The 14,344-nt window shown below is 40.2% G+C and carries 13 protein-coding genes and 1 riboswitch; of the genes, 7 read left to right on the top strand and 6 right to left on the bottom strand.

The window, feature by feature from the left end:
• Positions 1 to 161: 161 nt before the first annotated feature.
• Positions 162 to 264, bottom strand: a riboswitch (TPP riboswitch).
• A 185-nt stretch (positions 265 to 449) separates the two neighbouring features.
• Entirely contained in the window at positions 450 to 1,280 is an 831-nt protein-coding gene (locus tag PO903_RS09095) for an alpha/beta hydrolase (protein WP_273593205.1), read from the bottom strand.
• Positions 1,281 to 1,428: 148 nt separating this feature from the next.
• Between PO903_RS09095 and PO903_RS09090 the strand changes: the two genes are divergently transcribed.
• From PO903_RS09090 to PO903_RS09080, 3 genes are all read left to right on the top strand, one after another.
• Positions 1,429 to 2,097, top strand: coding sequence for a DUF1129 family protein (locus tag PO903_RS09090; RefSeq protein WP_069327496.1), 669 nt, complete (start codon positions 1,429 to 1,431; stop codon positions 2,095 to 2,097).
• Between the two features lie 166 nt (positions 2,098 to 2,263).
• Positions 2,264 to 2,830, top strand: a complete 567-nt coding sequence (locus PO903_RS09085; RefSeq protein WP_273593204.1) for a TetR/AcrR family transcriptional regulator — start codon at positions 2,264 to 2,266, stop codon at positions 2,828 to 2,830.
• 233 nt (positions 2,831 to 3,063) lie between these two features.
• Positions 3,064 to 3,801, top strand: coding sequence for an MBL fold metallo-hydrolase (locus PO903_RS09080; RefSeq protein ID WP_273593203.1), 738 nt, complete (start codon positions 3,064 to 3,066; stop codon positions 3,799 to 3,801).
• A 72-nt stretch (positions 3,802 to 3,873) separates the two neighbouring features.
• Here PO903_RS09080 and PO903_RS09075 read toward each other — a convergent pair whose 3' ends face one another.
• The 3 genes from PO903_RS09075 to PO903_RS09065 are packed head-to-tail and all read right to left on the bottom strand — an operon-like array spanning position 3,874 to position 7,825.
• Positions 3,874 to 4,893, bottom strand: a complete 1,020-nt coding sequence (locus PO903_RS09075; RefSeq protein WP_273593202.1) for a FecCD family ABC transporter permease — start codon at positions 4,891 to 4,893, stop codon at positions 3,874 to 3,876.
• Positions 4,890 to 5,885, bottom strand: coding sequence for a FecCD family ABC transporter permease (locus PO903_RS09070; protein ID WP_273593201.1), 996 nt, complete (start codon positions 5,883 to 5,885; stop codon positions 4,890 to 4,892). Before PO903_RS09070 ends, PO903_RS09075 begins: the two co-directional genes overlap by 4 nt.
• Positions 5,882 to 7,825 (bottom strand): ABC transporter substrate-binding protein, encoded by a 1,944-nt coding sequence (locus PO903_RS09065; protein WP_273593200.1) that lies wholly within the window; start codon positions 7,823 to 7,825, stop codon positions 5,882 to 5,884. Before PO903_RS09065 ends, PO903_RS09070 begins: the two co-directional genes overlap by 4 nt.
• Before the next feature lie 168 nt (positions 7,826 to 7,993).
• On the opposite strand from PO903_RS09065, the gene PO903_RS09060 reads away from it, so the two are divergent.
• The 3 genes from PO903_RS09060 to PO903_RS09050 all read left to right on the top strand — a co-directional run bounded on the left by PO903_RS09060 (position 7,994) and on the right by PO903_RS09050 (position 11,139).
• Positions 7,994 to 8,716 (top strand): MBL fold metallo-hydrolase, encoded by a 723-nt coding sequence (locus tag PO903_RS09060; protein ID WP_273593199.1) that lies wholly within the window; start codon positions 7,994 to 7,996, stop codon positions 8,714 to 8,716.
• 168 nt (positions 8,717 to 8,884) lie between these two features.
• A complete protein-coding gene (locus tag PO903_RS09055; RefSeq protein WP_273593198.1) occupies positions 8,885 to 9,898 on the top strand; it encodes a hypothetical protein in 1,014 nt (337 codons plus the stop codon).
• 227 nt (positions 9,899 to 10,125) lie between these two features.
• Entirely contained in the window at positions 10,126 to 11,139 is a 1,014-nt protein-coding gene (locus PO903_RS09050) for an ester cyclase (RefSeq protein WP_273593197.1), read from the top strand.
• Between the two features lie 84 nt (positions 11,140 to 11,223).
• Here PO903_RS09050 and PO903_RS09045 read toward each other — a convergent pair whose 3' ends face one another.
• A complete protein-coding gene (locus PO903_RS09045; RefSeq protein ID WP_069327505.1) occupies positions 11,224 to 11,676 on the bottom strand; it encodes an Lrp/AsnC family transcriptional regulator in 453 nt (150 codons plus the stop codon).
• 163 nt (positions 11,677 to 11,839) lie between these two features.
• Here PO903_RS09045 and PO903_RS09040 point away from each other — a divergent pair, with 163 nt between their 5' ends.
• Positions 11,840 to 13,108, top strand: a complete 1,269-nt coding sequence (locus PO903_RS09040; RefSeq protein WP_502921673.1) for an MFS transporter — start codon at positions 11,840 to 11,842, stop codon at positions 13,106 to 13,108.
• A 114-nt stretch (positions 13,109 to 13,222) separates the two neighbouring features.
• Here PO903_RS09040 and PO903_RS09035 read toward each other — a convergent pair whose 3' ends face one another.
• Positions 13,223 to 14,323, bottom strand: a complete 1,101-nt coding sequence (locus PO903_RS09035) for a glycerol dehydrogenase (protein ID WP_069327506.1) — start codon at positions 14,321 to 14,323, stop codon at positions 13,223 to 13,225.
• Positions 14,324 to 14,344 lie beyond the last annotated feature (21 nt).

Below are 14,344 nucleotides of genomic sequence, written 5' to 3'. Positions count from 1 at the left end.
CTCCTGTAATAAATAGATATTTTGCGATTACCCTATTCTATTTGGATTATATGTAGAAAAGGTTAGGCTTTATCTTATAAGGGCTGAACGCAATAAAGACCCATCCATCTCTAAAGAGACAAATGGGTCAAACATTCATTCAGGTAGACATAACTTGAGTGAAAATTTAGCCTCCACTTCCCTCCGCTAGTATAATCCAGATCAGGTTCCAAGGGTCCGAAAATCCATTTTCGTCTCAGCCAACAGGCTCCCCTAGTGAAATCAGTAACTATTCAATTGTTCTTTCTTACCATACCACTGGTGAATGATCTGGTAAAGAGTGAGAAATTGGTTAATATCTTACTATACAAGCGCTTGGCAGTATAAGCGCTACTTCTTCTAGTCCAATCGAACATGATTTTTGCGATAGCAAAATATCTTACGATATAAGTGTTTATATTGCCAAACGCTTATATCATCCAGTGTTGCCAATCGGTCTGAGCCACTTCACGTCCTGTAAGCCATTGACGGGTTTTGTCCAGCAATTCACGTCGGTGTGTGCCGTTAGAATACGTATGATCTGCTTGAAAAATGATCTCTTTATCACAGCGTCCTTCTGAACGTGTCCAGAATACTTTTTGATATAAAAAGGCATAATCGACAGGGATCACATCGTCGCCTGTTCCATGAATAACGAGCACATCGCCATTAAACTGCTTGGCTTCTTGAAACGGTTGATAATTGCCAAGTGAATCAAAGTATATCGGCGTAAATGAATACCCTAGATGATCGGCTTTGCCTTCGATCACTGCTTGATCGTATTTGTCACGTCCTGTTAATTTGACGATATCGTTAAATGGATGCCCTACTGCTGACCAGAGCACCAGACTTTTGACACGTTGATCGCGTACCGATGTCAGAATCGCTACAGCTCCGCCCAAGCTATGTCCAATTAAAGTGACCCGTATCGGATCAATATCACTGCAAGTCATCGCATAATCAAGTACAGTACGAGTCTGAGCAACCATTGATTCTAAACCTTCATTGCCATATTCGCCGCTGCTTTCACCGCAACCTGCATAATCAAAACGAACCACCATATAACCGTCAGCCGCCAATTCACGGGCTGTACTAACAAATAGGCGATCCACTCCAATGCGGCTGCCTACAAAACCATGGCAGATCACAATCAGCGGTGTACGGCTTTTGCCCCGTCCGGCTAATTGCGGTTCCTGTTCTGGATAATGAATACTAGCTGTCAGATCCAAGTCGTGATGTCGAATGACGATATTGCGTTCCATGATGATTCCTCCTTTTAAATAAACAATTCCGATCAGTTTAATGAGCTTTAATCTTGAAATCATATTATCATTAACGCTAGATCATTGTCAACGCAAGGAAAGTATGGCAAAATAATAGATTCGAACAATGAGAATGGAGGAATAAATAATGAGCACAATACGCCAGATGGTTAAAGATATTAATGTTGTACGAGATCAGTTAAAACCCGAAAATTTAGATTACTATGATGATGTGATTGTCCATGTACGGGATGCACGTATTGATCGTGAAGCTGGTGAAGAATTACTTTTAGAAATGGGTCATCATTTATTAGATGCACAGAAAAAAGGAAAAACCGCCAAACAGTTATTTGCTAAAGATTCGATGGAATATGGCAATATGTTAATTCGTAATTTACCCGAAAAGCGTCAATTGAGCAAGCCGATGTATTACTTGATGATTCCTTGGATAGCGCTCACATGGGTTTTTCTTATTCAAGCACTCATGGGTCTATTTCGAATCAGTATTAGCGATTCAGGAATTGTCGGGCAGATTAATGTAGCCACACTGATTATTGTCGCTGTCGGTTCGATTGCTTTAGTCGAAATGCTAACTCGATTTACCGATCAACCTGTTGAAAAAAGTGACACTACCAAACCCGGTATGCAAATCAATGCTCGCGCTATTTTGACGTACTTGGTAATTTTGATTTTGATTTTTGGTGTAGGTATCTTTTTACGTCAAGTGATGCCTGTGATTACGATTGTACCGTGGGTGAGTTTACTGTTATTTGTGATTGGAGTAGTTGGACAGAAATTTATTTTTATGCGCAAATAACATCGCTGATCTCTAGTAGATAAGATGAGTAGATTAATGTTCTATTTTGCTAATTCTATGATTATAAATTACAATAACGAAGAATTGATGAATATGTATAGCTGATAAACGAATCCTATTCATTAATGACGAATAAGTATAGTTATAGTTGAAGGAGGTTTATACATTGCCACCTCGTGCCGGTCTTAATCTCCAATCTATTGTAAAAGCAGCCACAGTCTTAGCAGATGAACACGGGCTACATGAAGTGACACTAACCGTATTAGCTAAAAAGCTAGGTATTCGTTCGCCTTCTCTTTATAATCATGTGAATGGACTACCAGGATTACGTCGTGAAATGGCATTAACTGGATTGGATCAGCTCAAAAATGTACTGATGCACGCTACTGTAGGCAGATCGGAAGATAAAGCGATTCGTGAGATGTCGCGTGCTTATCTTGAATTTACCCGTGCTCATCCCGGACTATATGAAGCGACGCTTTATCTTTCTGATACGGATGATGAAGAATTGGATACAATGAAGAATCAAGTGTTAGAGTTATTTACTCAAGTGCTCGCAGGGTTTGATCTAAATGACGATGCTCTTATTCATGCGATACGTGGACTACGCAGTGTTCTTCATGGATTCAGTTCTTTAGAAAGAACAGGTGGATTTGGTCTGAAGGTAGATGTGAATCAAAGCTTTGAACTGATTATTGATACCTTTTTACAAGGTTTGCATACTTCGCAATAACAATCATAAATCTATACATACACCATTTCTATTGAGATTCGGTACCTTTGTGTACACCAATCTATCTTTAGAATGGTGTATTTTTTTATGGTTATGTCTAAATTATCGTGTACTCATGAGTAGAAAAAAACAACTTTTAAGCTAAAGAAGATATATATTTATTTAAAATAATGAATATAGTTATTGATTAAACTAATATTATTAGTTTATAGTGTAATTAAGAGGTGATTAATATGAAAATAGTTAGTAAAAATAAATTACATCAACTTATTTTTTTACCCGGTGTTTTTCCGGTAAATTGTTATATAGTCGAAGAAGAATCCAGTCTGACGTTAATTGATGCAGGATTACCTAATAGTTACAAAGGGATTCAACAAGCGATTGCTCGGATTGGTAAGCCATTAGGTGCTATTATTTTGACCCATATTCATGATGATCATGTAGGATCGTTAGATACATTACATCAACGTTATCCAGATGTTCCTGTATACGTTTCGGAGCGAGATGCACGCTTGATGATCGGTGATATGACGTTAGACTCGCATGAACCGCAGACCAAAATTAAAGGGAGTGTTCCCAAAAAACTACAAACTCGTCCTTCTGTTTTGCTTCATGAAGGTGATCTGATCGGCTCTTTGCAAGTGATTGCTACTCCCGGTCACACACCTGGCTCTATAGCGCTGCTTGATACTAGAGATCGGTCGCTTATTGCTGGAGATTCTTTTCAGACAAGAGGCGGTGTTGCTGTCGCTGGTTCTGTACGATTGTTCTTCCCGTTCCCTGCATTAGCTACATGGAGCAAAGAGCTTTCTTTACAAAGCGCTAAACGATTGTTAGCTTTACAACCTAGTCTACTTGCTGTAGGACACGGTCATATGATCGATCATCCTTATGAAGCTATGCATACCGCTATTCAACAAGCAGAATCACAATTGAAAAAGTCTTCTTTATCGATCAAACAGTCTTTATAATCAACATCTATATCTTCCTGCTACTATCTCTCCACCTGTAAATAAACAGCAAAAAACCATGCAGATCAAGCATTAACCTGCACGGTTTTTACTTTTATATTCACGCCATAATAGAAATAGAAAATAAGGTGCTCCAATCACAGACGTTACCAATCCTACCGGAAATTCTAAAGGTGGAGCCAGTATCCGTCCAATCACATCTGCCAGTAACATCATGATAGCCCCTACCAATGCCGCTACAGGAACAGAATACCGATGCCCACCAGATACTAAGCGCCGAGCAATATGCGGACTCACCAGACCTACAAAACCGACCATTCCCACAACAGCTACTGAACCGCTAGCTAATATAACAGTCATGAGAAGCAAAATCGCCCGCATCCACTCGATACGTAATCCTAGCCCTTTAGAAGATTCTTCGCTCAGTCCAAAAATATCTAACGATTTGGCTAAAAGCCAGATGATAGGCACAACAATGATAATAATCGGTGCTAATTGCATAACCTGCTCCCAATGACGTCCCCAGAGCGAACCATTTAACCAGAGCAGAACGGTATTGGTATTCGTAGATGATTGGATGATAAGTAACTGGACTAATGTGCTTCCACAAGCGCTTACCGCTATGCCGACTAATGCCAGTCGAATAGGATCGACTCCATTGCGGTACGATAACCCATATACACAAGAGGCTCCGATCGCTCCGCCGACAAAAGCAGTCAATGATGTAAGCCATGTACTCTGCATCTCTACAGGTAAAAGTAGTACTGTAGAGACTGCTCCTAGTGCAGCTCCTGCGGAAATCCCTAATGTATCCGGTGCTGCCAAAGGATTACGCAAGATTTGTTGCGCCACCAGACCCGACACCGCAAGCCCACTTCCTACTAATATCGCCAGTATAATTCGAGGCAATCGATAATGAAGAATAATATAGGTAAGATCAGCATCTCCACGCTGGATAAATGCTTTGCCGATCTCTAACCAGCTGATACGTACTGCTCCAACTTGAATACTGATCATCATCAACAAGCAGGTTAGTGCACTAAGAATCAAGATGATGATTAGATTACGCTTTTGACCGATAAGATTATTCATGATGAACTCCTGCTCTGCCGTCTAGCTAAATAGACAAAATAAGGTGCACCGATAAGAGCTGTTATAATCCCTACAGGTGTCTCTGCTGGAAAATTCACAAAGCGTGAACCGATATCTGCTAGTGTTAACAATATTGCTCCGAATACTCCGGCAAAAGGAATCACAAGACGGTAATCGGTTCCTACCAGATAGCGTGTCATATGCGGTACGATTAACCCTACAAAACCGATCGGCCCAACAATAGAAACGGATATCCCTGCAAGCACAATAACGATCACACTGCCTACAATGCGCACTGTCCAGATTTTCTGACCGAGTCCACGCGCAATATCTTCACCTAAGTTTATTAAGGATAAGGATCGACTAAGACTGACAGCCATAACAAATCCGATGATGCTAAATAGAAGCAGTAATTGGATTTCATCCCATTTGACTCCTGCTGCTGATCCAGCGAGCCAGAATATGATTTTGCTAGCCGATTCTTCATTAAAGATCAATAATCCCTGTGTAAAAGAGGATAGCAGCGCTTGAATCACTACACCGATTAATGCCATACGTACTTCTACTTTGCCCCCACGAATCGCTAGACTCATTATCAGCACAATCAATACTGTGATAAGACCACCGGCAAATCCTGCTCCGGCAAGAACCAATCCATTTACTGTTGGCAAAATAATAGTACATAGTACGATCATAAAAGAAGCGCCTGCATTGATTCCAAATATACTTGGAGAAGCTAACGGATTACGGGTCAAAGCTTGCATAATACAGCCTGCAATACTGAGATTAGCGCCAATCAGCATCATCGCTATCGCTCGCGGCATCCGCAAAATATGCAAAATAATATGTTCTTTCACTGTAGTGGAATAGTGCAAAAGATAATCGATGACGGTGGCTAACGATATCCAAGACGAACCTATCATAAGCGAGCTGACAAATAGAATCAGCAAGATCGCTAGGCTAGTTACGGCTAAGAGCCATTTTGGGATCATTGAAAGTAAGTAGTCGCTTCACTCATGATATGAGTAAGTGCCGGAATACTGCGTTGTCTCGACCATTTAGCCAATTCAACTTCATGCGCTTTGCCTGTTTGTACGGCTTTTAGTTGATTCCAGAGTAGATTATCTTTTTGCCCTGCTAATACAGACGGATCGTCTTCATTAATTAAGATCAGCAGTTGATCTGGATCTATCGCTAACAATTGCTCTGTCGTCATCAGTTGACTGACTTCTTCTGTATCACTTAATGCGTAATTTAGCCCTACCGCTTGCAGGAATGATGAATGGAATGCTTGATCTGTGCGTACTTGAAACGATTGGCTTGCTTCTTCATCAGCCGCAATAATCAGCACGGATTGATTACTATTAATCGATTGCTTTAGCTTGGCCAATTGTTGTTGATGGTTGTCCAGCATAGCTGTTGTTTCTTCCGACTTGCCTAACGCTTCACCGATCGCTCGTGTAGAAGCCATAATATCTTCATAATTAGCAGTATCATTTTTGAAAACTATCGTAGGCGCAATAGCTGATAATTCTTCATATACATTGCTATGGCGACTCGTATCCGCAATAATCAAATCTGGCTTGAGTGTACGCATCACTTCTAGATTGGGTTCTGAACGTGCTCCAACGGATGTATATCCTTCTATATAAGCCAGTGTATCTTGTGGAAAACGTTCAGGCTTATCATCATCAGCTACACCGACAGGTTTGACATCCAATTCAGCAACCGTCTGAGTGAATCCTTGCTCTAACACAATAATACGCTTTGGCTCAGCAGGCACTTCAGTACTGCCTAGATCATGAGTGATCGTACGTGTAGATCCTTGAGTAGCATTGTCTCCACTTGCACTTTGCTTATTTGAATTGCCTTCACTTATCGGAGTCGTTGAAGATGTAGGTGTAGAACAAGCCCCTAACAATAATGTGAAGCTAAGAAGCAGCATTAACACTGCTGAACGTCTGATTGGATTATGCATCATAAAAGTACCTCCGCTTAAAGTGTGATTTTGAGAATCATTATCACTATAGCGGTGTACATCTGAGCCAACAATAGAGAAATCGGACATCGTGGATGTCATATTGGGACTCCATAGCTGTTGACGACGTTCTTGACGATAACGAATAGGCGATAATCCTTTATACTTTTTGAACATACGACTGAAATAATATCCATCTTGATAACCTACATTCATCGCAATATCTTGCAACGTTAGCTCTGTATGAATAAGCAGTTCACTGGCTTTTTGTATACGAAAACGAATCAGATAATCAGACGGACTCTGCCCAATATCACTGTTACGAAACAATCGAGCTAGATGACGTGGACTGCATTCTAATGTAGCTGCAAGTGAATCGATCGTTAGCGGAAGTTCGTAATGCTCATGAATATAACGAATCGCTTGAGTCACAAGGTCGGTTGTTGTGTTCTGAGCTTGATCTGTCTGCAATTGTTCCAATATGTCGTACAACATTTGCATAAAGGATGATCGTACTTGAAATTCTTGTAATGGATGGATATGTGTCCATGCTTGCTGTAATTGTTTGATTTTATTGTGTACGATCACGGGATGATGTGGTTTGAGTGCATAGGAAGTGTCTAATACATAATGATGATCTGTTAACGCATAGACATTAGAATTGGAAAGCAACCATTGTGGTCGGTATAGCACCAGATAGTATTCTAATAATTCATCCAAGACTTCAATCTGAAGAATACTTCCTTTACCGCTATGTATCATATGAAATCGCTCTGTAGGATAAGCGGTATGATCGACATGAATAAGCGCATGTCCACGCACTGTATATAGAAATCCATTTTCAGGTAAAGGATAAGGTGACACATACTGTTCGTATGGAATGAAGTGATGCTGAACATCCAACACGTGGATCGAAGCTTGATTCCACAGTTTTATATATTGATCTATATTCATCGCTAACCCCTTTTAACAAACGTACTGTATTGAAGTAAATGATCTCCTTTCTATTTTAATGATATTCATTCTCAATTACAATCGTTTTCATTTTTTTACATATTATCATAACTTCCCCCTATCACTGATCCATCAATGGTAAAATGAAGATTAGAGGTGATTACACACATGCGTGTACAACGCGAGAGCACATTACATCAAATGACATGGTTCGCTCATCTTTTTCCGGTGAACTGTTATCTTGTAGAAGAAAATGAAACATTAACATTAATAGATACCGGTCTGTCTAGCAGTTATAAAGGGATTGTACAGACGATCCATAGTCTGGAAAAGCCACTGACTCGCATCGTGCTTACTCATATTCATACCGATCATATGGGTGCATTAGATCGATTAAAACAGCATTACCCTGAAGCCAAAGTCTATATCCCCAGACGAGATGCTCGTATCATCAGTGGGGATAGGGCACTTGATTCTCATGAAGCACAGCGTCCGATTCGTGGCTCTATTCCTAAGCGAATCACCACTTCTCCTGATGTGTTAGTCGATAACGGTGATCAGATTGGCTCATTACTGTCTATTGCTGTGCCAGGTCATACACCGGGATCGATGGCTTATTTGGATACACGGAATCGTCATTTAATCGTAGGCGATGCTTTTCAGATCAAAGGTGGACTAGCTGTCGCTGGTCATATGCGGTGGGCATTTCCTTTTCCTGCATTCGCTACATGGGATAAACACACTGCATGGGCAAGTGCTCGCAAATTACTACATTACCAGCCGTCTCTGCTTGCAGTCGGTCATGGTTCTTTCCTTCGTCAACCTGAAGCTCCTATGCGTGCGGCAATCGAAGCCATGACTGTGAAATATAGCTTTACGTTGTCCAATTGATACGTTTATTGTACATAACGATGCTTTCAGACTATCTGACTAATGATGTAGAGAACATACACTAGAAATGACATTGTTTTTACTTTAGATTCAGTGCAGATTGACAAGGGTAGGGATAGGAATAAGGCTTTATATAGCGTGATTTCAATAGAGGGGGAATGATAACTTATGAAATTATTCAAACAAGTCGGTCTGTGTACGGTTACTGGTCTGCTAGTATTGCAAACAATCGGATGTAGTCAGCAAAGTGCGCCTACACTAACTACGATAACTTCTGCATCTGACAGTAGTACTATTCCTGTAACAAGCACAAGCAACAATATAGTTTTAGCATCGGCATCCACAACAACATCCCCATCTGCAACTATAGTTACCCGTTTCAAAAAAATGTTAACCAGCAGTGAAAAGCTTCCTCAAGCAACAGCTTATCTCAAAACGAATATCAAAAAAGTATCTCCGCAAACAGGTACTTCGTTGGTTCTAGCATTAGAAAATGCACAGAACAAATATATGGATGTGTGGACCAATAAATATACGGAATCGATTCAAAAAAAACTAATGAATATGTATACATCAGCTGAAGTCTATAGTGATGAAGATATGGACGATATGATCAAGCGCGCTCAAGAACCTGCGCTCAAAAAATTATTGTCTAACACCCAAAAAAGCGGTTATCGCATTGTGAATATCGAAGGCTATTATATGCCGATTATTGATTACGATCAGTACGATGCGTATGACGATTATGTCACCAAAGATATAGATGCCTATATTGATATTATGGCGGAAGAATCCGATCAGCCGGCAATGATAGATGCAGGGCTTGTGATCGGTTGGGATGATCTATTAGAACGTACTTTGGATTTGGAGCAATTTATAATGAAATATCCAACATCTCATCGTATAGCTGATATGAAGCAAAATTATCAGTATGCTGTGTATAGCGTATTTTATGGTGCAGATAATACTCAACTGTTCGACAGTCTTAGTAAAAAGATCGATCCTGACGCTAAAAAACAGTACCTAGCTGTGCTTAATGATGAAGATACCGCAGAAGATTATCCCTCTAGCACTCTTCTTAGCGATCTACATGGATTAATGGATTTGGCAGCACAATCGAATGATAAAATGACTGCTAAATTAGAAGCTTATCGGCAACAAGTGGCTCCGCTCGAATCGTAAAACTTGCCTAGAATGTGCAACTTAATATTCCATATGACCGTCTTTGCTAGTATAGGGAGACGGTTTTTGACTGTACTTGATCATTCGTGAAAGTTGTCGATTTTGTCATTTTAGGGATATGATAGTGAACTATGGGTAATAGAAAAAGGACACACTTCAAGCCCAATCCAAAAGTGAAGTTTGCTTCGCAGACGTTTTTTCACTATTTATAACAAAGGAGTTTTATGATGAAAAAAATCAGTTTGATCCTAACCAGCATTTTGTTAATGTCTGCTCTGGCAGCATGTACAAGCAATTCCAGTACGACAGAACAACCAGCCACTACACCTACTACTGAAAATACAGGTACAGGCAATCCGGCAGCAACGAACCCTGAAGCGACTACACCAACAGAAGGTGCTACTTCAACGGATCCGGCTAGCACAGAATCGGCTTCTGCTCAAAATGCCAAAATCGTAGCTAACAAAAAAGTTGTGGCTAGTATGTACCAAGATGTACTCAATGGACATCAGGCCGATAAAATAGATATGTATCTTGCAGATGATTACAAAGAACATGATCCGATGATCGCTACAGGTAAAGAAGCGTTCAAAACGTATATCGCTTCATTTATCAAAGCTAATCCTGACTACAAAGTAAATGTCAAAGGTATGATCGGTCAAAATGATCTTGTCGCTGTGATGAATTATCCGATGGCTAATCCTGATGATCCTGGTCAAGCAGCTGTTGATATTTTCCGTGTAACCGATGGTAAGATTGTAGAGCACTGGAAAACGGTTCAATCGGTAACAGGCGCTTCTAGTATGATCCAAAACTTATTACCAAGTGCATCCACAACCGCAGATGTAGCTGCAACAGATAAAGCGGTCGTTGCTTCGAATGCTCAATTTGTAAGTAACTTCTTTAACAGCTTTTTTGTAGAGCATAATACAGATGCAGCTTCAGGTGTTGTGAGTGAATCTTTAGTGCAGCATAATGTGAAAATGAAAGATGGCATTGAGCCATTGGTGAACAACTACCTTGCTCAATTCCGTGCCAATCCAGATAGCTCAGCAACAGTAGTCAATATGGTTGCAGAAGGCGATATGGTATTGATCCAAAGTCAGATGAAAAAGAATGCTGACGATGCAGGTCAATCTGTTGTCCAAATCTTCCGTGTTGAAAACAATGAGATTGCTGAAATGTGGATGCTTTCACAAGATGTCCCTGCCAAAACAGTAAATGAAAATGGTATGTTTTAAAACCAACAATAAACACCCCTCTTCTGCATACTAGAAGAGGGGTTATTTCTGTTACTTTATTATATTCATACATACACTACCTATTTATACTAAAAGATTTTCTGTTTGTAGAGAAGAAATCAACCCACTGAACTCAATCGGAGCAGACATCACTAGCAAAATCATATAATGTCCCCATAAATCGCATTGATTACCAAATTCTTCGATAGATGCAGTCGAATCACTGACTACTTTGAGCATGTAATTATATTCACCACTAATCCGATAGCATTCAATCACTTCTGGAGCAGAACGGCAAAACTCTAAAAAAGGTGTACATTTTTCTGTTTTAAATAAGATATATGCTGTTGCACTTTTTCCGATTTTCTCAGGAGAAATAATCGCTCGAAATTCTTTAATAACCCCTTTTTCTTCTAAACGTTTGACTCTTTCCGTCACTGCGGGTTGAGTTAATCCTACATATTTGCCTAATTGAGTCATCGATACTCTTGCATCCTGTTCCAAAATAGCAAGAATCTGCTGATCTGTGTGATCCATATACGTTCTCCTATACAATTAAATTTTTAGATATCAATTACTTGTAATTCATTAGTAACTACAATTAAATAACTTGTTTTTGATATGTAACCACATTTTCTTATTCATTATACTAAATATATACCTATGAAGTAGCAAGGTTTACATTAAAGGGGGAACCATAATGGATCAAAAGCAAAACATTTCAAAAGATACACCAATAGTAAAATCTTTGGTTCACTCTACCACCAAGTCTACTGATGCTTTAGAACAGCCTGTACCGTTAGATCGGTTGCCTTGGGCAGGCTTGCTTGCTCTAGCGATGACCTGTTTTATTGGTATTCTTACCGAAACACTTCCTGCGGGTTTGTTACCTCAGATTAGCTTCGGCTTAGGGATTTCAGAAGCTTCTGCCGGACAATTAGTTACATGGTATGCTCTAGGATCACTATTGGCAGCTATTCCGCTGACTGCGTTGACGCGTAACTGGCCTAGGCGATCATTGCTACTTGTCTGTATTGTAGCATTTCTTCTTTTCAATACGATTACAGCGATATCTTCTAGTTATTTGATCACCGTGATTGCCCGATTTGGTGCAGGTGTTGCCGCAGGGATTCTATGGGGAATGGTTGCAGGTTATGCAAGAAGACTGGTCTCGGATCGGTTAAAAGGACGAGCGATGGCGATCGCAATGTCAGGCACGCCTATTGCGCTTGCTCTGGGTGTTCCGCTGGGTACATTTCTAGGTAATTTTGTAGGTTGGCGATGGGTATTTGGCATGATGTCTCTACTTTCTTTTCTATTGATCTTTTGGATTTACTGGAAATTACCTAATGTAAAAGGGCAAACGACTTCTCAGCGTTATTCGTTAGCTACTATTTTTTGCCTACCAGGTGTACGTCCTATTTTAAGTGTCGTGTTTATCTGGGTATTGGCACATAATATATTGTATACCTATATCGCTCCTTATTTAAGTTTTACCAGTCTAGCTCAACGTACAGATGTTGTTTTGTTTGTATTTGGTGGCACTTCTATTATTGGAATCTGGATTACGGGAGCTTTAATTGATCGTTGGTTACGTAAATTAGTGCTTATAAGTATTGCTATTTTCACCTTAGCTGCTTTTATCTTGGGCATAGGCAGTCATTCCGCTATCCTTATTATGGTGGGTGTCGTATTATGGGGTGTTACTTTTGGAGGAGCGGCAACCTTGTTACAGACGGCTTTAGCTGAAACTACTGGTGAACAAGCCGATGTTGCACAATCTATGCTTGTCACCTCTTGGAATCTTGCGATAAGCGGTGGTGCAGCACTCGGTGGACTTCTACTTTTATCGGTAGGAAGTCTAGCCCTTCCTTGGGTATTAATGCTACTGGCTCTCGTGGCTTTCGTCATTTCATGGACTGCTAGTCGTTACAGCTTTGTTCCGAATTCTTCAGTTCATGATACTTAATCTAATGATAGTCACTTATTTATTCGTATCAAAAAAGAAGCCTTTACCTGTGTATTGAGGTAAGGCTTCTTTTTATTTAGATATACGTGTTGCATGTATTGTTAAAAGTACTCTTTATTTGTACGTTTGAGCGATTGCATTAGCAGCTACAATCGCATTGTAGACATCATCTGCGGTTACTGGGAAAGGCATATGACCCATTGTATCGTCCGGTGCACATGCAGATTCAGCTACTTGTCTCCATTCTGCTTCTACAAATTCAGTCATACCTAAATCTTCAAGTGTTAATGGTAGACCGACTGCTTTGATCAAATTAACTACGGTTTCGAACTCTTCTTTCGGAGAGTTTTCCAATACCAATTGAGCTAACAATCCGAATGTGACTTTCTCACCATGTTGAGCGCGGTGGATCGAAGGAACAGCAGTCATCCCGTTATGAATCGCATGTGCCGCGGCAAGTCCACCGGATTCAGCCCCTACACCACTCAAGTAAATCGTTGCTTCGATGGTATTTTCAACTGCTTTAGTCACAACTTTTTGTTGGACAGCTTTGGTTGCGCTCACTGCATTATCAAGCAACATTTCATAACATAATTTAGCCAATCCAAGTCCAGTCGCTGTTGGTTTCATCAGAGCAAGATTATCTCCATTAGAAGCATAACACGCACGAGCTTCAAAATAAGTGGCTAGAGCATCGCCCACACCCGCAGCGAAGAAACGAACAGGTGCGCCTGCAAGAATACCCATATCTGCAAGTACGGTATCTGGATTATTTGGTAAGAATAAGTACTCATCGAAAGAACCGTCTTTTTTATAAATCACAGCAAGTGCGGTACAAGGCGCATCTGTAGACGCAATCGTTGGGAAAATGACTACAGGAAGTTGCTCATAATAAGCAGTCGCTTTCGCTGTATCTAACGTTTTACCGCCACCAATACCTATAATAACGTTCGCACCGGATTGCTGTACTAATTCACGGTGACGCATCACTTCTTCTTTGGTACATTCATATTCGAATTTCTCAAAATGTACTTTATGATTAGCAGCTGTAAATGTAGGTGCTGCTTCTGTTTGCGCACGTTCTAATATAAATTCATCACAAATGACATAAGCATGATCACCATAACCACGAGTATAATCATTGAGTTTGGATAATAAGTGCTGACCTGTAATAAATTTTCTAGGTGAAGTTACTGATCTGACGAAATCTGCCATGATTCACACATCCTTTTGGAT

The sequence above is a fragment of the Paenibacillus sp. PK4536 genome (assembly GCF_028594455.2).
In the GTDB taxonomy this organism is placed as follows: Bacteria; Bacillota; Bacilli; order Paenibacillales; family Paenibacillaceae; genus Saccharibacillus; species Saccharibacillus nuruki.
The sequence above is the reverse complement of the archived record's forward strand: the minus strand, read 5'-3'. Positions and strand labels throughout refer to the sequence as shown.